The sequence below is a fragment of the Dolichospermum sp. UHCC 0406 genome (genome assembly GCF_009712025.1).
Taxonomy (GTDB): domain Bacteria; phylum Cyanobacteriota; class Cyanobacteriia; order Cyanobacteriales; family Nostocaceae; genus Dolichospermum; species Dolichospermum lemmermannii.
The window spans coordinates 58096-81320 of sequence record NZ_VILA01000031.1; the positions used below are offsets into that span (position 1 = coordinate 58096).

The window sequence follows — 23225 nt, forward strand, 5'->3', positions numbered from 1 at the left end:
TGCCCCCTGCCTTCTGCCCAACATCCTCCTCACACAATGTTATTAAAACCTTCGTTCCCTAAAATGCGTTGGCAATCTTGGCTTCAGCCCTGGCAACAAATAGATGGGCTACTATTTTTTCTCCCCGTTGCTGTTAGTATGTTCGGGGGGCTAATGATTCTGAGTACAGAACTGAAGCAACCTGTAACTGACTGGTGGTGGCACTGGTTGACAGCCGCTATTGGGACAATAATCGCCTTATTTTTAGCTCGTTGCCGCTATGAAACCCTCATGGAGTGGCATTGGTTTATCTATGGGCTGACCAACTTTAGTTTAATCGCTGTCATGCTCGCTGGTACTAGTGCCAAAGGCGCACAGCGTTGGATTAGTATTGCGGGTTTTAATGTTCAACCCTCAGAATTTGCCAAATTAGGATTAATTATTACCTTAGCAGCTTTGTTACATAGGCGAACTGCTTCTACTCTAGAGAGTGTTTTCCGTGTCTTGGCAATTACGGTTGTACCTTGGGCATTGGTATTTTTACAACCAGACTTGGCAACATCGCTGGTATTTGGGGCAATATTTTTAGGAATGTTGTACTGGGCAAATGCCAACCCCGGCTGGTTAATACTCATGGTTTCCCCGGTAATGGCAGCAATATTATTTAGTATATCTTGGCCATTATCAACGCCCATAATGTTATCTAAAGACATATCATTAAGCATATTAGGTTTAGTATGGGCAGTAGTGATGGCACTAGTTGGTTGGTTTAGTCTGCCTTGGAAGCGGTTTGGTATTGCTGCTATTGCTTCATTCTGTCTAAATATGCTCGGTGGCGAATTAGGCCTTTTTGCCTGGAATCATGTATTAAAGGAGTACCAAAAAAACCGACTTAGTGTATTTATCAACCCTGAGCATGATCCTCTTGGTGCTGGTTATCACCTGATTCAATCTCGCATTGCTATTGGCGCTGGTGAAGTTTGGGGCTGGGGTTTGTTTAAAGGTCCCATGACTCAACTGAATTTTGTTCCGGAACAGCACACAGATTTTATTTTCTCGGCTGTTGCTGAAGAATTTGGTCTTGTGGGTTGTTTACTTTTATTATCCGTCTTTTTCTTGATTTGCTTCCGCTTGCTTCATGTAGCTCAAACCGCCAAAGATAACTTTGGTTCACTTTTGGCTATTGGTGTTTTGTCTATGATTGTGTTTCAACTAATTGTGAATGTTGGTATGACAGTTGGTTTAGCACCTGTGGCGGGAATTCCCTTACCGTGGATGAGTTATGGACGTTCGGCAATGCTGACTAACTTTATTGCCATCGGTATAGTAGAATCTGTAGCTAATTATCGTCAACGCCAAAAGTATTATTAAAGAGGAGTCACCGAGTCAGGAGTTCAAGAAGCAGGAGAAAGAATAGAATTACCAATCACCAATTACCAATTACCAATTAAGCTAGAAATAAGAAACCAATAAGGGTAAATATGATGATCCTACCTGGAGCAACTGTTCGCGTCAAAAATCCTGCTGATACATATTATCGGTCAGAAGGACTTGTCCAACGAGTTAGTGATGGTAAAGTAGCTGTACTGTTTGAAGGTGGTAATTGGGATAAAATAATTACTTTCCGTCTTACAGAATTAGAACCCGTGGAAACTACAATCCAGAAAAAAGGGAAATAGTAATTTAGTTATTAGTCAGTGGTTATTAGTTTTTCACTAAGACTATTGACTAATCGCACCTTCAGAAAATATGTTTATTCATTTTTAATTTTTAATTGATAATTTTTAATTGCTTATGCGTCTACCTTTACCACAGTTTGCTATTGACAATCGCCATTCCCATCACTTTGCAGAGATAATTGAAACCACAACTACAGAATTTTTGGCTCAATGTTTAGAACCAGAAGACTTGAGTTTTCCACCAATGCCACCTTTTGGAAGTTGGGTTTGTGCTGTAGATGAAGAATCAGGTAATCAAGTTTATGCCGTAGTTTATCATGCCACAACGATGCCTATTGATTCTGTACATCGGGCAGTTGCACTAGGATTATCTTTAGAAGCTTTGCGTGAGGAACAACCCCAAATATTTTCCATGCTCAAAACTGAATTTCGAGCAGCGATTGTGGGATTTAAAGAAAAATCTCTAAATAGTAATAACAGCAAAATGTATCAATATTTGCCACCTCGTCCGCCACAAATTCACCAAGCTGTTAATCATTGTCAAGCAGAAGAAATTATTCAGTTTACAGAAGAACTAGATTTTTTACGAACATTACTTTTTATTAGTGGTGCGCCTGTAGATTCTTTGGCCGCAGCCGCTATTCGGGGAATATATCAGTTACGAAAAACTGACCGAGAATGGTTGATTAAAGCTGGAAGACATCTGAGTATGTTACTCAAAGATGATTATGATCGGTTGCGGTTTATTTTGAGTCAAATTCATCCATAAACTTTGAAGTTTGCTGTATTTCGTCTGAGTGATTCGAGACAACTGGGATTTTAATAATAAACTCAGAACCTTCTCCAGGAGTAGATATACAATAAAGTTCACCACCATGTTTTTCAACTACGATTTGGTAGCTAATTGATAATCCTAATCCTAATCCTGTTCCTTTGCCTACAGCTTTGGTAGTAAAAAATGGGTCAAATAATCAATCGTTTTTGGACTTCTTCTGAAATGCCTGAACCATTATCGGCAATGCGAACAATAACATAATTATCATTAGTTATTTCTGTGCGAATCCGAATTTGCAAATTTTTACGGGTTTTTAGAATTAAATTATCACTTTCAGAAAGAGCATCAATAGCATTGGCAAGAATATTCATAAATACCTGATTCAGTTGCCCTGCATAGCACTTTATTAATGGTAATTTGTCATATTCTTTAATTAATTCAATTTCTAACCGCTCGGGTCTAGCTTTTAAACTATGTTTGAGAATTATTAATGTATTCTCTATACCTTCATGGATATCAACAAATTTAATTTCTGCTTGATCTAATCGGGAAAAATTACGTAAAGATAAGACAATTTCATTTACTCTTGTAGCACCAACTTTCATGGAAGATAGTAATTTTGGTAAGTCTTCCAGAATAAATTCTATTTCAATTCCCTTCTCTTTAGCTTTAGATATTGCGTCAGCATAGGATAATTCTTGTTTATAATTTTCCAGGATGTAGAGTATATTTTGAAAATATTCGATAGCATAATTGAGGTTGCCATAAATAAAATTCATGGGATTATTGATTTCATGGGCAATCCCAGCTACTAATTGTCCCAAGGCAATCATTTTGTCGTTTTGTAATAATCGGCTATAGTTATGCTGAAGATAACGAAAGTCAGCCTTAGCTATTCTGGCTTTTTCTGTTTCTTTTTGCAGGCGATTTAATGTTAAAACATGAATTTGGGAATTGGCTAAAAGTAACTGATGAAAATCTAGCAATCCATATTGATAAGATTTATCTGTAATCACCAGTGGTTCATATACCTGTTTGTGCGATCGCCCTAAAGCTATTTGAGTTGCTTCGACAATTGGGGTATCCTCTGGATAGATAAATGTTTTAGGTTGTAAAAAATTATAAAGATATTCGACAGGGCGACCGGCAAATAGTCCTAAACCATAGGGACGACTCATTTGTTCAAAAAATAGCCGTCGAGAAATCATGCCTACATATTTTTTTTCTTTAGTCAAGATAATCCCTGGCAGCAAAGGATCTTCTTCAAAAAGCATTGCTAATTCATTACCTGGATGATTTGTTTCAATTTGAATTGTCCAAACTGGTAATTCCTGTAAAGTTGATTCTAATTTGAGATTTAGCTGATCCGCATTCTGAATACTATGCATAGCCAGCATTTTTTTGTCTTTAACCTGAAGTTAATATTGGTTCGTGTCTCTGGCATTATTCCTAAGACTCCGGCAAATGTTACTTTTTTTAGGCTTAATTTTCTCAGTTTAATTGGGAATTGGGGTAATTTTCAATTGCAATATGACGGTTATCTGGTGGGGATAAGCATTAAGAGTGGGTAATTTTCAATGTAAAATATGACAGTTGTATTAGATGCTGTGAATGTGATTGAGCGTTATACCCTGCCCGAAATGGGCAATTTGTGGAGTGAAACCTATAAGCTGAAAACCTGGCTAGATGTAGAGATCGCGGTTTGCGAAGCACAGGCAGAACTGGGTTATATTCCAGCAGCAGCAGTAGAAGAAATTAAGGCTAAGGCGAATTTTGACCCGCAGCGGGTGCTAGAAATTGAGGCGGAAGTCCATCATGATGTCATTGCTTTTTTGACAAATGTTAATGAATATGTAGGTGATGCAGGACGCTATATTCATTTAGGTTTAACTAGTTCTGATGTCTTGGATACTGCTTTATCACTACAATTAGTTGCTAGTCTGGATTTGTTGTTAAAACGCCTAGAAGATGTAATTGATGCCATTCGTAAGAAAGCCACAACACATCGGCATACGTTAATGATTGGGCGATCGCATGGTATTCACGCTGAACCGATTACCTTTGGCTTTAAGTTAGCTGGTTGGTTAGCGGAAGTATTACGACACCAAGAACGGCTACAAATTCTCAAGAAAACCATCGCTGTTGGCAAAATATCCGGTGCGGTAGGAACTTACGCTAACATTGAACCACGTGTAGAAGCGATTGCCTGTGCAAAACTCGGACTGAAACCCGATACTGCTTCCACTCAGGTAATTTCCCGCGATATTCATGCAGACTTTGTGCAACAGTTAGCATTACTCGCTGCATCCATAGAACGCTTTGCTGTAGAAATTCGCAACTTGCAAAAAACAGACGTTTTAGAAGTTGAAGAATTTTTTGCTAAAGGGCAAAAAGGCTCTAGTGCTATGCCTCACAAGCGTAATCCCATCCGTTCCGAACGGTTAACAGGGATGGCGCGACTGGTGAGAAGTCATGCAGGGGCAGTATTAGAAAACGTCGCTTTGTGGCACGAACGGGATATTTCCCACAGTTCTGTAGAACGAGTAATTTTACCAGATGCTTGCATTCTGACTCATTTTATGCTGCATGAAATCACCAACTTGGTAAATAACTTGTTGGTTTATCCTGAAAACATGGCCCGAAATCTCAACTGTTATGGGGGAGTAGTCTTTAGTCAAAGGGTATTACTAACCTTAATAGACAAAGGACTTAACCGCGAAGAAGCATACTCTATAGTCCAAGAAAGCGCCCACACTGCTTGGAATAAACCAGAAGGCAACTTCCGTGATTTAATCAGCAAAGATCCTCGCGTCACTCAAAACTTGTCACCCGCAGAGATAGAAGCCTGTTTTGATCCACAACATCATCTCAAGCATTTAGAACAAGTTTATCAACGACTGGGTATTTAGAACTAGGATTGGTAATTGTCAATTGGTAATTGGTATCAATTGTCAATTCCCTCTGACCACTGACTCCTTCCGTGTCGCAAAGTGAAGAATAAATATATGGCTGATTACTATACTCAAAATATAAAGCACCTTTGCTAATTTGGTAAAGTCGGGGATATACCCATGATTGAAATTCTCGCTATATTATCTGCTGGTGCTGCTGCTGGGATGAGAATAGGTGTACCTTTACTAATTATTGGTATCCTCCAAGGGGAGGCACTCTGGTCACAGATGCCAGTCCTATCACACATTTCTCCCCATGTTTTAATCGGACTACTCACCAGTTGGTCTTTATTTGAACTATTAGCTTCCAAAAAACTCATTGGCCAGAGAATAGTCCAGCAAGTTCATTTATTTTTCTCTCCCTTGGCAGGAGCTTTAATGGGCTTGTCTGTTGCTTCAGCGATAACCGCACCAAGTTGGTTAGTTGCTTTGATTGGTGGTTTATTAGCTTTGGTATTGCAGCTAGTTTTATTAGGCTGGTTTTATCGCTTGCGTGGATTGCCAATATGGGCAGTGTTTATGCAAGATGTCCTGTGTGTTACACTTGTATTTTTTGCTGTGGATGCTCCTCTTCAAGGAGGATTAATTGCTTTAATCCTCCTCTGGCTGGCTGTTCTTAGTGGAAAATACTGGTATGACTGGTCTAAAGGTAAAAATTGATAATTGACAATTACCAATTATGAAGATTAATGTAAAAGCCCGACCACGTGCAGTAACCCTTTACCAGTAACTAACTCAATAATTAGCCCGATAAATCCTAGCATGGCTATCCGACCATTCCAGACTTCGGCACTGGTGGTTATTCCCCATGCCCAACGTTCTTGAGGATACATTTTTACCCTTTTTTTCATTTGGGTGACTTGAGAGAGTTTCAGGTCAGGTTGTTTGAGAGCATCAATGATCAAGTCGGATAGGGCTTTAATAAATACCGGATTGGTGTTGGGCGCAGGGACACGTCCGAAGTTGTGTATTCCTGCTTCTTCCGCTATTTCTCGATATTCAATGTCAATTTCTTGTAGGGTTTCGATGTGTTCGGAAACAAAACTAATGGGGACAACTATTAAATCTTTCACACCTTTTACACCGAGTTCGTTCAGTGCATCTTCTGTATAAGGTTTTAGCCATTCAACAGGACCAACACGACTTTGATAAGCTAGGGTGTGGGGATTGGGACGGTTGAGGGTTTGCATAATTAAGTCGGTGCATTCCTCAATTTCTTGCTGGTAGGGGTCGCCGGCTTCCTCTACATAGCTTTTAGGTACACCATGGGCGCTAAAGAAGATATGCACGTCCTTAGGATGGGGAAATTTCTCCAGTTCGCCAACTATAAGTTCTGCCATTGCTTGCAGATAACCTGGTTCTTTGTACCAAGAGTCAATAACGGTATACTCAAGACTTTGGAGTTTGGGGTTTTCCTTCCATAGTTGTTCTAATAACCGGAAACTAGAACCGCTGGTGCTGATGGAAAATTGGGGGTAAAGCGGGAGAATTACCAACTTATCAAGGTTATCTTGAGTAATTTGGGCGATCGCTTCTTCTGTGTAAGGATGCCAATAACGCATTCCCACGTAGATCTTAACTTCTTGTCCTAATTCACCTAACTGAGCTTTAATGGCTGCTCCTTGCTCTTCTGTAATCCGTCGCAATGGAGAACCGCCGCCGATTTGCTGATAATTTATTTGAGATGTTTTTTCTCTACGCGTAGCAATAAACCAAGCTAGAGGTTTTTGCATCCAGCGAAACGGTAAGCGGATAATTTCTGGATCAGAAAACAGATTATACAAAAACGGTCCGACATCTTCTGGTTTGTCGGGACCACCGAGATTAAGTAATAATACCCCTATACGACCCATAGCAGTTACTTTCCCCCAATCCTTACAGATTTTTCACTAATGTTAACAATATATCTTTATTAAATATAAAGCTTTATCGGCAGGAAAAAAAACAATGGCCACAATTTTTAGAGATTTAAGTTACAGATACCAATGGCTGTATGATGGCATCTCCCGGTTAGCGGCTGTGACTGTGGGTGGTGAACCCCGGTTTCGTCAACTGGCTTTACAAAATTTAAAACTGCAATCTGATACTCAAATTTTAGATTTATGCTGTGGTAGTGGTCAAGTAACCAGATTTTTAGTGAATTTTTCGGAAAATGTCACTGGCTTGGATGCTTCCCCATTATCTATCCAGCGAGCGCAGAAAAATGTCCCAAATGCCACTTACATAAAAGCATTTGCTGAAAATATGCCTTTTGCTGATAATTTATTTGATGTGGTACATACTAGCGCGGCTTTACACGAAATGCAATCTGAACAACTGCAAAAAATCATTAAAGAGGTTTATCGGGTGTTAAAACCGGGAGGAGTTTTCACTTTGGTAGATTTTCACTCTCCCACAAATCCGATATTTTGGCCGGGATTGGCGGTATTTTTCTGGTTGTTTGAAACCCAGACGGCTTGGGAATTGTTGAAAACGGATTTACCTGGTTTGTTAAGAGATTATGGTTTTGATGTGGGAAAACCTACTTTATATGCTGGTGGAAGTTTGCAGGTGATTCAGGGCAGGAAGATGATTTGAGTTTCTTGTGCTAATTCATAAGTTTAAATTATTGATTTGCTATTTTTAAATAAGTTTTTTCAAAAAAATTTTTTATTTTGAGGGTGTGGGGCGGGCTAAATGTGCTAATATAGTTATATTATTACAATGGAATGTAAGCAAAATTTTTATTTAGGCACGCATTCCCATTATCAAAATATCACGCCGAGAAAATAAAGTCAATAGGTTTTGACCCCAAAAAAAGAAATTTTTTTTATTTTTTTGAACATTGAGAACATCAGTACCAATATTCAGTTGAAAAAATCATACCACAAATACACTCTGCCATAGCAATCGCCTAGACTTGCTCTTCTTGAAAATCTGTTAATCTAGCTGTATCAAGAATTAGTAAAAGAGTCAATGGAAATTAGTAACTTATTCAAAGCCGGTGGCGTAGTTATGTGGCCACTGCTATTTTTTTCGGTTTTAGGAATCACTCTCATTCTGGAACGGATTACGTTTTGGATAGGAATTAGTGGCCGTCAGAATCGCGTAGTCAAGCAGGTGTTAAGTTTTTATCGTCAAGGTAATGTAGTTACCTCTCTAGATATACTACACAAAAATGCTGATTTACCGATTGCGCGAATTTTTCTAGCGGCTTTAGAATTGGAAGAACCCAACCCAGAGGAATTCCGCTTGGCTTTAGAAAGTGAGGCCCAGGCGGAAATCCCGTTATTAAAAAGGTTTCAAAATATTTTTGATACAATTATTGGTTTAGCTCCCTTGCTGGGATTATTAGGGACCGTTTTGGGTTTAATTGGCTCTTTTGCATCATTAAATATTGGTGATGTCGGTAGTACAAAAACCGCTGGTGTCACTTCTGGGATTAGTGAAGCCTTAGTATCCACAGCATCGGGATTAGTTGTAGCTATTATTACCTTGTTTTTTGCGAATAGCTTTCGGGGAATGTATTTACGACAAATTGCCTGGATTCAAGAATATGGTGGGCAATTAGAATTAGTTTATCGTCACCAGTATGAAAGAGGGGATAAATCATAATGCGTCTACCAGATGAACCGGATATTCCAGCCCAGATTAATATTGTGCCGATGATTGATGTCATCTTTGCTATTTTGACATTTTTTATTATGTCCACTTTATTTTTACATCGTTCCGAAGGGTTGCCAGTTAATTTACCTAAAGCTGGGACAGCCAAAGCCCAATCATCAGCCGCACCAATTACCGTTACTGTAGATTCAGCAGGGAATGTGAGTTTAAATCGCCAGCCAGTAACTCTGGAAACTTTACCAGTAAAGGTACAGGAATTAATGGGCAAAAATACGGAAGTGGTAGTGATTATTAATGCTGATCAAAGTGCTACTCATGGTCAAGTCGTGGTAGTGATGGATCGGGTGCGGCAGGTAAAAGGAGCAAGATTAGCAATTGCCACACAAGCACCTTAACAGGTTAGTGATCAGAGTAGCAACTGCGTGGGGTTCTTTTTAGGAACTACGGTCAGAAACGGTAAGTTCTACCGAGATTGTCTGTGGAGCGGGCAAACAAGATTGGAAGTCATTCTAAGACCGCGATGAAGCAGGAAATAAACACTAAGATTATCGCTGTCCAGATGTGTCTAGACTTTGGTAATTTTGGGTAAGTTTTATAGAACGGAATCTCATTCTTTAATGACAATTATTCATCACCTGATTTGCGTTTTAATTGTTTAAAGAATTGATATATTTCTGGCAAGCGATTATAAATTACTGCCGCCTTGATGTACACTTTGTGCGGCATTGCTGGAGTACCTGAGACAATTTCCCCCGGTGCGACATTGCCGTGAATACCAGTTTGAGCAGAGGCGATCGCCCCATCCCCGATTTTAGCTTGATTGGCAATTCCCACTTGTCCAGCTAAAATTACCCGATTTCCTAGTCTTACCCCTCCAGCCATGCCTGCTTGACCTGCTATGGCACAACCAGCCCCAATTTGACTACCATGTCCTATCTGGACTAAATTATCAATTTTAGTATCTTTGCCCACCCTGGTTTCCCCCACAGCGGGACGGTCTATGGCTGTATGACAACCTACTTCTACCCTATCTTCTAAAACTGTATAGCCTGATTGTTCCATTTTAAACCAACCGGTGCGGGTAGGCACAAAGCCAAATCCCTCTGCACCAATGACAGCACCGCTATGAATAACGCAATCTGCACCGATTTGGCTGCGTTCGTGGATGGTACAATTAGCGTGTAAGGTAGTGCGATCGCCTATTTTGACTTCTGGATAAATGACAACATTGGGATGAATAATGGCATAATTGCCAATTTCCACAGCTTCAGAAATGACAACATGAGCGCCAATATAAACATCATCACCAATTTTGGCGGTGGGGTGAATGACCGCGCTGGGGTGAATTTCGGGACTAGGACGGTAGGGTTGATAAAAAAGAGTGACCGCTTTGGCAAACAACAGTTTTGGTTCTTTCGTTGTTAACCAAGCAATCCCCTTTTCTGTGGCTTGATTCTGCAATTTTTCATCTGGGGGTAAAATTACAGCGCTCGCATTGGTAGAATTGAGCAATGAAGCAAATTTAGAGCCTTCTATATAGCTGAGAGTTCCAGATGTCGCTTCGTCTATGGCTGCAACTCCAGTAATTTCTACATCAGTTTCAAGGCTACTTTGGGTAATATAATCACTAAGCTGGTTGAGAATTTCACTAAATTTCATATTGATTTGCTAACACGATTTATAGATTTTTGTTTCGCGCCCAGACGCAAAGGAGCAAAGGCGCAAAGGAAGAAATTAGTTATCTTCTGTTGATTTTGTCATGGATTGACCGGCTAAGTAGGCTGTTGTCCAAGCACTTTGGAAGTTAAAGCCACCGGTGACACCATCAATATCTAATATCTCACCTGCAAAATGCAAGCCGGGGACTATTTTACTTTCCATTGTTTTGAAGTTGACTTCTTTGAGGTTGACTCCTCCACAGGTGACAAATTCTTCTTTAAATGCGCCTTTACCTGTAATTAGGTGTTCTCCTTGGGAGATTTCTAGGACTAGTTGATTTAGGGTTTTGTTGGAGATGGTTGCCCAACGTTCTTCTGTGGGAATATGGGTACGATTGATAATATATTGCCAAAGCCGATGAGGTAAGTCTACACCACGATGGAGGGCGATCGCTTTTTGTCCCCATTCAGCTTTGACTGTTAAAAGTTTTTGTCTCACTTCCTCTTGGGATAAATCTGGCAACCAATTAATCAATAATTTATGTTGATAGCGGTTTTCATGGAGAATTCTCGCCCCCCAAGCCGAAAGTTTCAATACTGCTGGACCACTCACACCCCAATGGGTAATTAACAATGGGCCTGTTTGTTGGAATGGGGTTTTTCCAGTCCCAGGTAAGCGCAGATTTACAGAATTAACACTAATTCCTGCTAATTCCCGCAGTTGAGGATCTGCAATATTAAAGGTGAACAAAGAAGGTACAGGGGGTTGGATGTCATGACCTAATTCTCTAGCGATTTTATAACCTGCTAAACTGCTACCTGTAGCCAAAAGTAAGCAATCGCATTCTTTCGTTTCTCCCGATTTGAGCAGAATTTCAAACCCGGCATTTTTACGAGTGACAGCGGTAACAGGTGTGCCAATACAAAGTTCTATTTTGGCATCAAAAGTCGCCTTAATTAAACATTCAGCAATGGTTTCTGCACGATCTGTAATTGGGAACATCCGGCCGTCAGCTTCCGTTTTTATATTCACCCCATGTTCCGTAAACCAAGCTATGGTGTCTAGAGGTTGAAACCGGGTAAATGCACCCAACAGGGCTTTACCACCTCTAGGATAATTCTGAACTAAAATTTTGGGTTCAAAACAAGCATGAGTAACGTTACAACGTCCTCCACCGGAAATGAGAACTTTCGCCAAAGGTTGACGACTAGCTTCGATTAAAGTAACCTGGGCTTGAGGATTAGCTTCAGCACAAGCGATCGCACCAAAGAATCCCGCCGCCCCACCACCAATAACTACAATTTGCAAGGGTAACAACTTCAAAAATTTTTTAATATTTCAGATTTCAGATCCCCGACTTCTTCAAGAAGTCGGGTATCTATCGGATCTATCCTATCTCCATATTACTCTTCATATAACTCAAATTCAGTTTTTTCAGCACCGCACACTGGGCATACCCAATTATCTGGAATATCCTCAAAAGCCGTTCCTGGTTCTATACCACCATCAGGATCACCTATTTCTGGGTCATAGACATAATCACAAACGGTACATATATAGTTTTGCATCTTTTTTACCTCTGATCAATGACTTGTCAGTTTTTTTGATGTAATAATTATTGATTATGAAACTAAAAACGCCACCATCTCCTTGAGCAATAACTGAAGATTGCTAAAGCTATAGCCCCAAAGAACAGTAGAGTAATTAAACCACCAGGAAGGAAGGTGATAATACCCAAACCTCTCAGTACAAATAAGGAGACACTCATCCCCAAAAGAATCCCAAAACCCTGGATGAATTTGCCATTTAAAGAAGATTGACTCACGGTGTTTTTCTCTTAACTCCAATTTACTCTCTTGAAAATGAACTTGAGACTAATTATCTGCGAAAACTCCATAAATTGAACTGTAATTAGAATTAAGTGAGTTAAACTCAATGAAATCATCAAGGTTAATCACTTAAAAAGTTACCAAAATCACTATATCTGCATTATATTATGTCAACCTCAAATCTTAAAAATGTCGCTTACGCCAAGCTACCTCTATTAGATACCCTTTGGAATCAAGATCAGCAAAGATTACTCATTCAGGGAGAAGTCTTCACAGAAATTCGCTCTCATACTAACTGGGGCGGTGCTGTTACCGCTTGTATGTATGTACCACTAGTTAGATCCCATGTCTGGCAACAAATTACAGATTACCCCCGTTGGGTACAATATTTTCCCGATGTTACTAAAAGCGAAGTTATATCCAGAGGTGATGTTAAGCGTCTGTATCAAGCAGCACAAAAAGCTTTTTTATTTTTTACAGCCCAAGTAGAAATTTATCTGACTGTGGTGGAAGTATTAGGACAGCAAATCCACTTTCAGATGGAAAAAGGCTCATTTACAGATTTTCACGCCAAGTTAGAACTTAAAGATATGGGTAATGGTACTCTCTTAGCTTATACGGTACAAGCCACTCCCAATATTCCCATTCCCTCAATTTTTATTGAACAGGCAATGAATTTGGAGTTACCAGCAAATCTATGTAAAATGCGACAGGTGCTTTGTAATCATCAATAATAGCAATGTCAGAGGTAACAACTATTTTGGATTTTTGGTTTGGTCATCCTAATGACCCAAACTACGGGAAAATTCAACCATTTTGGTTTGAAAAACAACCGGATTTCGATGCTAAAGTCCGCGACCTTTTTCTGGAAGATTACCAACAAGCGGTAGCCGGATATTTACATGATTGGATGAATTCACCAGAAACCTGTCTAGCTTTAATTCTGTTACTAGATCAATTTCCCCGAAATATGTTTCGTGATACCCCACAAGCCTTTGCAACGGACTGGGAAGCACTGTCATTAGCGCAACACGCCACAAACAAAGGCTATGATAGAAAACTATTGGCTGTGCAACGCTGGTTCATATATTTACCCTTTGAACACAGTGAAGACCCAATTGATCAACGAAAGTGCATTAAACTATTTCAACAACTTAGTCATGATCCCTACAGTGCAAAAGCGATTGAATCAGCTTTTCGACACAAGGAAATAATTGCCCGATTTGGTCGTTTTCCCCATCGTAATGCCATTTTAGGACGGATCTCTACTCCAGAAGAAGAGGAATTTTTGGAAGAACCTGGTTCTTCATTTTAAGTTGGGGACTGGGTTAATTAACCCCCGCACTCTATGTGGGTTTGAAACTGTTAATTCTCTGTGAGTATGTGTTTCCGTAGCATACAGTAGCCTCCTAGGAAATTTTTCTTTACATATCTGCCAGTAAACGTTTTAATTTGTCCAGTCACAAAGCATTAAGTCAGGGGGTTATTTCCACAACTCCCTTTTTTAGTGCGCTGCTTTCTCTAAATCGTGCTTAATTTTACTAAAAATCTTTTAATCTACGTCTTTAGATGGATGACATGGGTTTGATAAACTTTTAAAATCACTTGGGTTTTGTGTTATTGAATACACTGGATTGTAGTCTAGTTATTCTAGCTACCATTTTTTGTATTTTTGTATCAAAAATTGACAAACAACCCTATTTTTGTGGTATTTTCACCACAAATAAATGTATTTAAAACCAGTGAGGCCATAAGAATGTCTGAAAATTACGGTTTGTTATTAAACGATGATAAAGATCAATCAATTGTAACATCAGCATTAGAATTAGCAAAAAATCAATTATATAGTTTTGCAAATAGTTCAGATTTTCAAACTAAAATGCAGTTGGCTTTTGGTGTTGCAGTTGATTCAAATAGTTTTCAAATTGCTTGGCAAAATCAAGATTTCAGTGTAATTCCCAATATTGAAGTTCGTTCTGGGGCTGAACTTGGTGGAGCAATTGGAGCTTATGCTCAAGCCACTAATACTATCTATTTATCTCAAGATTATCTCAACCAAAATGCAGCCGATATTGAATCTATCACTTCAGTATTATTGGAAGAAATTGGTCATGCTGTAGATGCAAAAGTAAATATAGTAGATGCTCCTGGTGATGAAGGAGCGATTTTTTCAGCCGTTGTTCAAGGAAAGACATTTGAGCCAGAACAGTTACAGCAGTTGAAGACTGAGAATGATCATGCGACTATAAATTTAGATGGGCAAGTAATTGAGATTGAGAAAGCAAATGTTTCAGACAGCGGTGGGCAAAGATCAACTCCAACTATTTATCCACTTAGTTTAGAATATGATCTCAACTTAGTTACATTTTCATGGCAAAATTTTTCAATTCCCGATGAGTTTCAAATTTTGTATGAAGGTAAAAGAATTGTAGGAGATGTGGGACTTCAACCTGGAGGACAAAGCGACAAAACAATTATTGGAAAAAATAGTTCCAATGAATTAGAAATAAAAGTTACTTCACCTAATGCGGGTACTGCCTGGAATTTTAGTGTGGCAACATCTCCTCTTGAAATCACTGTCAATGGTCTTTTGGGAGATGTTATCAAGGTTGATATAGGTGAGGAGTTAAAAAAGCTTGGGGTTTTACTTTCAGATTTAGATTTAGATCCTAATAGCTTTGGGTTAAAAAACACAAAAAGCACTGATGATAGAGGGAGTGTTGCTACCAATATTGATGACTATACCAGTGAACTTCAAAAGGGAATATTCTATTTTGTTCCTAAAGTAACAGGAACTCCCCTTAGATTTGGTCAAGCCAGAAATGATGTTGGAATTGGTCAGAGTACATTAACTTTAACTAATGGGAAGATCGAAATTCCTGTCAAGTTTAATATCACAGAGGGTTTTTCTACAACTGGTGATAATAGGGTAACAGTCGGAACTCAAAATAAAAAGTTAGATATTTATCGTCAAGAACAAAGACTCGCTTATTTAGGATTCCCACCACAATCTGGTGCAGCCCTAACTATCAACGGTCAAAATGATGGGAATGAGTTATCTTGGGCAATCAACCTATTTGATGCTGTTATTGAAGATAAAAGTAAAGTTATTTCCGTCAAAAATTTAGGTAAAAATGCAGAAGACTTTATTAATGTAAGCAATGCCCCGCAATGGAATGAGATAAGAGTTGGAACAATACAAGGAGTTGGTATTAAAGATGGTAATGCACAAACAGAACGATGGGCTACTGATTGGGCTTTTAGAACATTACAGAATGCCCAAACAGGGTTTGGTCAAAATTTAACACTAACTGCCGCAAGCTTACAACCTGGAGGACCTCCGGGATCTCCTCATAGTTCCCATGGGGCAGGTCGAGATATTGACATAGATACACCTCCACAAGAAGCATACAATGGAGGCCGCAATTTTTTCCTTGAGACAAGAATTAATAATGTCTGGTATGTCGCTGCACCCAATAACCAAATAATTGTTAGAAACACCAATGGAACTTATCAAGCTGCTGATCGTACTCCTCAGAACTTAGTAAATGCTGTTAGGGGGCAAGATAATAGTAATAATAGTAATCCAAACCTTTCAGCCTTTAATAATCGGCAATTGCTATCTCAAATCAGAACTTTTCTGCAAGATAATACAACAATTGGCTATAGTTCAGCAAACGTACAGAATCAGATTCAAGCATTTACCAATACGGGTTCAATCACAAGAGTCTTCAACAACGATCCTCGTCTTTGGAGTTCACCTGATGGTCTAACAGGATTAATACGCTATTCTCCAGGTCATAATGGTCATGTACATTATGACATAGGAATTCCTACAGCAACCACTAATTTTGCTACATTTAATCTTCAAAGCTCTAATATTGAGACCTTTTCACCTAACCTTGATCTTGCCAATAATACCACCACGGCAATCTCTCCCTTGACCAATGTTTTAATCTCTAGCGTTAATAACAATTTTAGTAATGCTATTGAATTGGGTCAGCTTGAAGGCAATGTCGATTTGACTGGGGCAATTAGCAGTGCCAATTCAGAAATTTACTATCGTTTCACATTGGGAAATCCAATAGAAGAAGACGAAGTATATTTCTTCACTTATCGAGATTTTAGCTTACTTCTTAACGGACTTAGTTCTGATGTTGATGTAGAGCTAATTCAGGATTTTAATGGGGATAATATTCGGCAAGATTATGAGGTAGTTGCTAGTTCTGAAGAGATTGGTAATAGCAACGAAACGATAAATATAACTGATTTGAGTCCAAATATTTATTACGTCCGCGTTATTCAAAAAAGTGGAGATACAAACTACAACCTAAGCTTATCTGTTCCATCTCTCCCAGTTCCAACTGACAATGCAGGAAACACAGTAAATACTGCTAAAGATTTAGGAGTTATTGGTAATAACGTTCAGCTATCCGACTTTATCGGTCAAGTTGATACCGATGATTACTATCGCTTCACTGTTTCTTCTACTAGCGATTTGAGCATTGATCTAACTGGCTTGTCAAATGGTGATTTATTTGCTGAACTTGGACAAGATAAAAATAATGACGGCATTCTAGACTTTGATGAAACCATTGCATTATCTGACGAAGAAGGAGATACCAGTGAAGGTATAAGCCTTACAGGATTAGCAGCAGGTGAATACATTTTACATCTGGGAGTCAATAGCGGTAATACAAACTATGACCTTAAACTATCTGCACCACCATCAATTATTCCAACAGACAAAGCAGGAAGTACACCAAGCACTGCCTTTGATATCGGTTCGCTCAATGCAGTAGCTAATTTCAGCGATTTTGTTGGTAATGTCGATCTAGAGGATTTTTATCAGTTTACGCTTGCTGATGTTAAGGGATTAAAAATAGAAATCAATGGACTATCAGCAGATGCAGATTTAGAACTTGCACAAGACACTAATAATAATGGAGTAATTGACTCTAATGAAATCATCAATAAGTCTGAACAGCAAGGCTCTGATGCTGAATTTATTAATGTCAGTGCTTTAGCGGCAGGAAATTACTTGGTTCGAGTATATCAATACAATGGTGACACCAACTACAACCTATCAATCACACCTACCACTCCAGTAGGCTCTGACCTTTCCGTAACCCGAACTGATATCTCAGGAGCGGTAGATTTAGGACAGCAATACATCTATAGCTTAACTGTCACCAATAATGGTCCCGATATAGCCAACAATGTCATTCTCACAGAAAAATTGCCATCAGGAGTAAGTTTTCTCTCCGCAACCGCTACCAATTTCCAACCAGTTACTCAAAATAATGGTATCGTTACAGCTAATTTAGGAAATCTCGATAGTGGAAAAAGTGTAACCGTTAATCTCACAGGTAAAACCTTCATTGCGGGTAATCTTCTAGGCACAACCAGTGTCACATCTGATGCCTTAGATTACAATTCTGCTAACAATTCCCTTGAGAGTATAAACAAAGTTAATTCCATCGTCTCCCCTAATGCCGATCTAGAGTTGACTCAAACCATTGACAATCCCAACCCTAATGTTGGCGACAAAATTACCTTAACACTGCAACTTACGGATAAGGGACCTGGTACAGCTACTGCCATCAAAGTACAGAATATATTACCAACAACATTAGATTTTGTTTCAGCCACTCCCACAGTAGGAAGCTACGACCCCAATATAGGAATCTGGAACGTTGGAAATATCGCGCCTAACAGCGCTGTACAACTGATCATGGTAGCAACTGTTAACTCAGTACAACCTATCACCATTACATCTGAAGTGATTGCAGTGGCTGAAACTGATCCTGATTCCACACCTAATAACAATAACCCCAACGAAGATGACCAAGCCTCAGTCACTTTAAATGCAGCTTTAGCAACACCCACACTCGCAAAAACTGCTGATGATATCTTCACTATTTTTGGTGGTTCTGGCAACCCAAAACTTCAAGTTACTCTTGCAGGACGTAATTCCAATCTAGTCAATGAGTTGGCTGTATTTACCGTTGACGATGCCCAAGGTAAAATTAATGGCATTGCTTCAGGAGAAACAGGTTATACTCAAGCAGCTTTGAACAAATCAAAAGTGATTTTCTCAACTATTGCTAATGTTCCCAATGGATTTGATATCAATAACCTGACAAGCATACTAGAATTTGAATCTGGTAATAATCTGAGATTCTTATTAGTTAAAAACGGTACAATTGATAGCGTCCAAAATGGCAATACCCCAACTTCAGACATACTTTTCTCTGACCTCTCCCGCCAAAAAATTACAGATTTGGGTACTGATGGTTTCTCCTTAGCTTGGAAAGATGGATCTAATAATAATACTGACTTCAAAGATTTGGTAGTCAACATTAAATCTACAAATGACCCATTACCATTGGGTACAAATCTCCAAGGAAAACAACAAGGAGAAGTCCTTGATTTAAGGGGTATAACCAACAATGTAAAAGCTGATTTTGTTGTTAATAGAGAAGCTGCTTTTAACAACTTCGTTGGCTTTTATAAAGTAGCAGATGAAAATGGTGGTATTGATGTTGATGCTGATGGTACTATTGATTTCCGTCCTGGAGACTCAGGTTATGCTCAAGCGGCTATCAAAAATCGTGTGGCGGGAATTGACCTCAGAGTTGATAACCAAGGAACTGCCAGTTTTACAGATAAGACATTAACAGGAGGAAGTATTTTCGCTCCATTTATTCTTACTAATGGTCGGACAGTAGATCAAGTTCTAAATGGACAAGTTGACCAAGCTTACTTTGCCTATATAGGAGCTAATGCTGATAAAGTGGATCATATTCGCCTGTTAGGAAATAACGTCTTTGGTTTTGAAGATTTAGCAGGTGGGGGGGATAAGGATTACAATGATATTATTGTCAAAGTAAATTTGACTGTCGTTTAGCGGGTAGGGGTTTAGTACTGCTTAATGGTGTCAACTTAACGTAAAACCCATATCCCGACTGGGAATGAATTCCCAGTCTAATAGCAAAAGTCATCTAAAGATGACTAAATAACCCAAAAATTTTTGAGTAAACTTTAGTTTACTTTGGCTATTAGCCCGGAAATTCATTTCTGGGCGGGTGTGGAAGCAAACAGATAAGCCATTTTTAACTTAAGTTGACACCTATTAGCAGTGCTAAACCCCTACGTTTGTACTACAGGTTGGGATATTTTCTTCATTAGAAGTTTCTGTCTGAATTGTGGTCTATTTAATCTATCTGCTATTTTTTCTCTAACTAAATTAAACAATTAAATATTGATAATATCTTCATATATTTCTGCCATTTCTAGAATCAAACCAACGGAATCTAAATGTAATTTATCATCACGATTAATCAAAATTTGTATAGTCCAATTTCCTTTTTCATCTTGACGATAAACTTCTACCTTGACTTCATTTTGAGAAATTAAAACATATTCTTTCAAACTTGCTAAACTGCGATAATTTACCAGTTTTTCCCGTCTATCTATAGTTTCTGTACTTGGTGATAGCACTTCGATAATTAAACAAGGATAATTTAAAAAATAACGGTCTTGATCTTCAGTGTCGCAACTAACAATCACATCAGGATAGTAAAAGATAGTTTTATTATCATTGGCTAAATTTATTTTCACTTTCATGTCAGACATGAAAACATTACAGGAACTACCCCGTAACTGAGAACGTAGTCTACTAGCAATATTGAGAGTAATTATATTATGTTCTTTACTACCTCCAGCCATAGCAAAGACTTCACCTGCAAAATATTCATGACGAATATCGCTAGATTGTTCTAATTCTAGATATTCTTCGACAGTGAAAAAGTAAAGAGGAGATTGCATAATTTTTCCTTTTTTAATAATTCTCAAATTATTGTCAAGTCTTTACCAATTTAGCTAAAGTACATTAAAATCCACTCTGGTTAACTCAAAATCAAAAATCATCCTATTTATTTTATGCCAAAGTAGTCGGTTTTAACCGACTTTAGCTTTTAGACAGGGAATTTATTCCCTGGCTTGAAGGCTTGAAGGGACTCTCAAATCTAACCCGTAAACACCTCTGCGGGTAAGCGATTAAAGGAAAGACGCTCATTTTGGACATCTACAAAAATGGTGTCACCGTCGCTGAAATCACCGCGTAAAATGGCTTTGGCTATTTGGGTTTCTAATTCTCTTTGAATTGCTCGTTTTAATGGTCTTGCCCCAAAAACGGGATCATACCCTACTTCTGCTAAAAAGTCAAGGGCAGAACTGGATAATTTCAAAGATATTTTCCGGTCAATTAATCTTTGTTTTAATCTATCTACTTGTAACTGAACAATATTCCGCAATTCCGATTTTTGTAAACTGTGGAAAATAATCAATTCATCCAGACGGTTTAAGAACTCTGGACGGAAACTACTTCGCATTGCTTCCATCACACGATTACGCATTTCATCGTAACGAGTATCATCTCCAGATATATCTAGGATATATTGAGAACCGATGTTACTGGTCATGATGATAATACTATTTTTAAAGTCTACTGTGCGACCTTGGGCATCTGTCACCCTACCATCATCAAGGATTTGCAGGAAAATATTAAATACGTCGGGGTGGGCTTTTTCGATTTCGTCAAATAAAATCACCGCGTAGGGACGACGACGAATGGCTTCGGTTAATTGTCCTCCTTCTTCATAACCGACATAGCCAGGAGGCGCACCAATTAAACGGGAAACATTATGTTTGTCCATATATTCGGACATATCAATCCGCACCAAAGCTTCCTCTGTATCAAACATATAAGCAGCTAGGGCTTTCGCTAGTTCGGTTTTACCGACACCAGTTGGACCGAGAAAGACAAAACTCGCAATGGGACGGTTTGGGTCAGAAAGTCCAGCGCGAGAACGTTGAATGGCATCTGCGACAGCAGTAACGGCTTCATGTTGACCGACAACCCGGTGATGTAATTCATCTTCTAAATGCAGGAGTTTTTCTTTTTCTGATTCGACTAATTTATTCAGGGGAATGCCTGTCCATTTAGAAATGATTTCGGCAATATCGGCTTCTGTAACTTCTTCGCGTAATAGTGATTTTCCGGTTTTTTGAGTTTGGGAAAGTTCAGTTTCTACGGCTTGTAATTGCCGATGTAAGTCTGTTAATTTGCCATATTTTAATTCCGCAGCCCGGTTAAGATCGTAGTCTCTTTCGGTTTGTTGAATTTCTAAATTAACTCGGTCAATTTCTTCTTTAATTGATTGAATTTTGGTGATAATCCCTTTTTCGGATTGCCATTGTGTGCTAAGGGTTCTTTGATCTTCTTTGAGGTCAGCGAGTTCTTTTTCTAATCTTTCTAACCGTTCACGGGAAGCGAGATCACTTTCTTTTTGTAAGGAAAGTTTTTCCATTTCCAATTGGAGGATTTTTCTGTCTATTTCGTCTAGTTCTTCGGGTTTGGAGGTAATCTCCATCTTCAGTCTAGCAGCGGCTTCGTCTACTAAATCAATAGCTTTGTCAGGGAGAAAGCGATCGCTAATATAACGATTAGAGAGAGTGGCCGCAGCGACGAGAGAACTATCAGAAATTCTCACCCCGTGATGGACTTCATAACGTTCTTTCAAACCGCGTAAAATGGAAATTGTATCTTGAACGTTGGGCTGATCTACATAAACTTGTTGAAAGCGTCTTTCTAAAGCGGCATCTTTTTCCAAATATTTGCGGTATTCATCCAAAGTCGTCGCCCCAATACAGCGTAATTCACCTCGTGCTAACATTGGTTTTAATAAATTTCCCGCATCCATAGCTCCTTGGCTTGCACCTGCACCGACAACGGTATGAATTTCATCAATAAACAATACAATATTCCCACCAGATTCGGTGACTTCTTTTAATACGGCTTTGAGACGTTCTTCAAATTCACCTCGGAATTTTGCTCCCGCAATTAAAGCCCCCATATCTAAACTAATGAGTTTACGATCTTTGAGAGATTGGGGAACATCACCCGCTACAATGCGCTGTGCCAAACCTTCCGCAATTGCCGTTTTCCCCACACCAGGTTCACCAATTAAAACCGGGTTATTTTTGGTTCTGCGGGAGAGAATTTGTACTGTCCGTCTAATTTCATCATCACGACCGATTACGGGGTCTAATTGACCTTTGCGGGCGGCTTCTGTGAGATCACGTCCATACTTCTCCAGTGATTGATATTTACCTTCTGGATTTTGGTCAGTCACTTTTTGTTTCCCCCGAATTTCTTTAATAATATTTTTGAGTTTGCTTTCATCTAAACCAAATTCTTGCAGTAAACTCTTGCCAAACCGATCATCTTTGGCGTAAGCTAACAGCAAATGTTCAATAGAAATAAATTCGTCTTTAAATTCTTGACGATATTTTTCTGCCCGATCTAATAATGTATCTAAGCTGCGTCCTAAATAAACAGAAGCACTAGTCCCCGATACTTTGGGTTGACGTTGGATAAATTGCTCGGTGCGATCTCGAACTTTTTGCAAATTTGTGCCAGCCTTAGTGAAAATCGCGCTGGCCAGTCCTTCCTGTTCCAGCAACCCTTTCATCAGATGTTCACTTTCTAGCTGCTGTTGCTGATACTGTTTAGCGACATCGGGTGTATGAGCGATCGCTTCCCAGGCTTTTTCTGTAAATTGATCAGGGTTGGTCGGCTGCATAAACTTTTAGAATAACAAACTACTGTCTAATACGATCATTGTAAAAATATTTGGCGGAATAGCTAGATCGGTCTTCACGTCTTTAAAATGTAGTATTATTG

At 39.0% G+C, this 23225-nt stretch carries 17 protein-coding genes and 1 pseudogene; 11 read left to right on the forward strand and 7 right to left on the reverse strand.

Translation table 11 applies throughout. The features are described from left to right. The first annotated feature begins 36 nt into the window (after positions 1–36). The 3 genes from rodA (at position 37) to FJR09_RS23045 (ending at position 2427) form a co-directional block, all read left to right on the forward strand. On the forward strand, positions 37–1350 hold the full coding sequence (rodA, locus tag FJR09_RS23035) for a rod shape-determining protein RodA (RefSeq protein WP_015081181.1): 1314 nt from the start codon (positions 37–39) through the stop codon (positions 1348–1350). 113 nt (positions 1351–1463) lie between these two features. Beyond that, positions 1464–1658 (forward strand): NAD(P)H dehydrogenase subunit NdhS, encoded by a 195-nt coding sequence (locus FJR09_RS23040; RefSeq protein WP_015081180.1) that lies wholly within the window; start codon positions 1464–1466, stop codon positions 1656–1658. Positions 1659–1773: 115 nt separating this feature from the next. Continuing rightward, entirely contained in the window at positions 1774–2427 is a 654-nt protein-coding gene (locus FJR09_RS23045; protein WP_015081179.1) for a hypothetical protein, read from the forward strand. Here FJR09_RS23045 and FJR09_RS23050 read toward each other — a convergent pair. Beyond that, a pseudogene (locus FJR09_RS23050) lies at positions 2402–3830 on the reverse strand (sensor histidine kinase). The gene FJR09_RS23045 and the pseudogene FJR09_RS23050 overlap by 26 nt on opposite strands. 216 nt (positions 3831–4046) lie before the next feature. Here FJR09_RS23050 and purB point away from each other — a divergent pair. Continuing rightward, on the forward strand, positions 4047–5342 hold the full coding sequence (purB, locus tag FJR09_RS23055) for an adenylosuccinate lyase (RefSeq protein WP_041458503.1): 1296 nt from the start codon (positions 4047–4049) through the stop codon (positions 5340–5342). A 162-nt stretch (positions 5343–5504) separates the two neighbouring features. Beyond that, on the forward strand, positions 5505–6044 hold the full coding sequence (locus FJR09_RS23060; protein WP_168652403.1) for a DUF4126 domain-containing protein: 540 nt from the start codon (positions 5505–5507) through the stop codon (positions 6042–6044). Positions 6045–6070: 26 nt separating this feature from the next. On the opposite strand, the gene hemH is transcribed toward FJR09_RS23060, so the two are convergent. Beyond that, positions 6071–7237, reverse strand: a complete 1167-nt coding sequence (hemH, locus tag FJR09_RS23065; RefSeq protein WP_168654198.1) for a ferrochelatase — start codon at positions 7235–7237, stop codon at positions 6071–6073. A 94-nt stretch (positions 7238–7331) separates the two neighbouring features. On the opposite strand from hemH, the gene FJR09_RS23070 reads away from it, so the two are divergent. The 3 genes from FJR09_RS23070 (at position 7332) to FJR09_RS23080 (ending at position 9382) form a co-directional block, all read left to right on the forward strand. Further along, positions 7332–7961, forward strand: a complete 630-nt coding sequence (locus tag FJR09_RS23070) for a class I SAM-dependent methyltransferase (RefSeq protein WP_168633825.1) — start codon at positions 7332–7334, stop codon at positions 7959–7961. A 378-nt stretch (positions 7962–8339) separates the two neighbouring features. Next, positions 8340–8978, forward strand: a complete 639-nt coding sequence (locus FJR09_RS23075; RefSeq protein ID WP_015081172.1) for a MotA/TolQ/ExbB proton channel family protein — start codon at positions 8340–8342, stop codon at positions 8976–8978. Beyond that, positions 8978–9382: a biopolymer transporter ExbD gene (locus tag FJR09_RS23080; protein ID WP_168633827.1), complete on the forward strand. Its 405-nt coding sequence runs from the start codon at positions 8978–8980 to the stop codon at positions 9380–9382. The genes FJR09_RS23075 and FJR09_RS23080 overlap by 1 nt, the downstream gene beginning before the upstream one ends. Positions 9383–9611: 229 nt before the next feature. Here FJR09_RS23080 and lpxD read toward each other — a convergent pair whose 3' ends face one another. The 3 genes from lpxD to rd all read right to left on the reverse strand — a co-directional run bounded on the left by lpxD (position 9612) and on the right by rd (position 12214). Then, positions 9612–10646, reverse strand: coding sequence for a UDP-3-O-(3-hydroxymyristoyl)glucosamine N-acyltransferase (gene lpxD / locus FJR09_RS23085; RefSeq protein WP_168633828.1), 1035 nt, complete (start codon positions 10644–10646; stop codon positions 9612–9614). Between the two features lie 75 nt (positions 10647–10721). Then, positions 10722–11963: an NAD(P)/FAD-dependent oxidoreductase gene (locus tag FJR09_RS23090; RefSeq protein WP_015081169.1), complete on the reverse strand. Its 1242-nt coding sequence runs from the start codon at positions 11961–11963 to the stop codon at positions 10722–10724. Between the two features lie 86 nt (positions 11964–12049). Next, complete coding sequence (gene rd, locus FJR09_RS23095; protein ID WP_015081168.1) at positions 12050–12214, reverse strand: rubredoxin; 165 nt, start codon at positions 12212–12214, stop codon at positions 12050–12052. Positions 12215–12642: 428 nt separating this feature from the next. Between rd and FJR09_RS23105 the strand changes: the two genes are divergently transcribed. The 3 genes from FJR09_RS23105 to FJR09_RS23115 all read left to right on the forward strand — a co-directional run bounded on the left by FJR09_RS23105 (position 12643) and on the right by FJR09_RS23115 (position 19385). Continuing rightward, positions 12643–13209: an SRPBCC family protein gene (locus FJR09_RS23105; protein WP_015081166.1), complete on the forward strand. Its 567-nt coding sequence runs from the start codon at positions 12643–12645 to the stop codon at positions 13207–13209. A gap of 5 nt (positions 13210–13214) precedes the next feature. Further along, entirely contained in the window at positions 13215–13790 is a 576-nt protein-coding gene (locus FJR09_RS23110; protein WP_015081165.1) for a DUF924 family protein, read from the forward strand. 441 nt (positions 13791–14231) lie between these two features. Further along, a complete protein-coding gene (locus tag FJR09_RS23115; RefSeq protein ID WP_168652405.1) occupies positions 14232–19385 on the forward strand; it encodes a DUF4114 domain-containing protein in 5154 nt (1717 codons plus the stop codon). A gap of 347 nt (positions 19386–19732) precedes the next feature. On the opposite strand, the gene FJR09_RS23120 is transcribed toward FJR09_RS23115, so the two are convergent. Beyond that, positions 19733–20305: a Uma2 family endonuclease gene (locus FJR09_RS23120; RefSeq protein ID WP_168652406.1), complete on the reverse strand. Its 573-nt coding sequence runs from the start codon at positions 20303–20305 to the stop codon at positions 19733–19735. A 200-nt stretch (positions 20306–20505) separates the two neighbouring features. Beyond that, a complete protein-coding gene (gene clpB / locus FJR09_RS23125; protein ID WP_168652407.1) occupies positions 20506–23124 on the reverse strand; it encodes an ATP-dependent chaperone ClpB in 2619 nt (872 codons plus the stop codon). Between the last annotated feature and the right edge of the window lie 101 nt (positions 23125–23225).

Coding starts and splice junctions, on each gene's coding strand:
- rodA (WP_015081181.1), top strand. CDS start 37: ATGTTATTAAAACCTTCGTTCCCTAAAATGCGTTGGCAATCTTGGCTT.
- rd (WP_015081168.1), bottom strand. CDS start 12,214: ATGCAAAACTATATATGTACCGTTTGTGATTATGTCTATGACCCAGAA.
- clpB (WP_168652407.1), bottom strand. CDS start 23,124: ATGCAGCCGACCAACCCTGATCAATTTACAGAAAAAGCCTGGGAAGCG.
- hemH (WP_168654198.1), bottom strand. CDS start 7,237: ATGGGTCGTATAGGGGTATTATTACTTAATCTCGGTGGTCCCGACAAA.
- FJR09_RS23115 (WP_168652405.1), top strand. CDS start 14,232: ATGTCTGAAAATTACGGTTTGTTATTAAACGATGATAAAGATCAATCA.
- FJR09_RS23080 (WP_168633827.1), top strand. CDS start 8,978: ATGCGTCTACCAGATGAACCGGATATTCCAGCCCAGATTAATATTGTG.
- FJR09_RS23075 (WP_015081172.1), top strand. CDS start 8,340: ATGGAAATTAGTAACTTATTCAAAGCCGGTGGCGTAGTTATGTGGCCA.
- FJR09_RS23105 (WP_015081166.1), top strand. CDS start 12,643: ATGTCAACCTCAAATCTTAAAAATGTCGCTTACGCCAAGCTACCTCTA.
- FJR09_RS23120 (WP_168652406.1), bottom strand. CDS start 20,305: ATGCAATCTCCTCTTTACTTTTTCACTGTCGAAGAATATCTAGAATTA.
- FJR09_RS23110 (WP_015081165.1), top strand. CDS start 13,215: ATGTCAGAGGTAACAACTATTTTGGATTTTTGGTTTGGTCATCCTAAT.
- FJR09_RS23045 (WP_015081179.1), top strand. CDS start 1,774: ATGCGTCTACCTTTACCACAGTTTGCTATTGACAATCGCCATTCCCAT.
- lpxD (WP_168633828.1), bottom strand. CDS start 10,646: ATGAAATTTAGTGAAATTCTCAACCAGCTTAGTGATTATATTACCCAA.
- FJR09_RS23040 (WP_015081180.1), top strand. CDS start 1,464: ATGATCCTACCTGGAGCAACTGTTCGCGTCAAAAATCCTGCTGATACA.
- FJR09_RS23070 (WP_168633825.1), top strand. CDS start 7,332: ATGGCCACAATTTTTAGAGATTTAAGTTACAGATACCAATGGCTGTAT.
- FJR09_RS23060 (WP_168652403.1), top strand. CDS start 5,505: ATGATTGAAATTCTCGCTATATTATCTGCTGGTGCTGCTGCTGGGATG.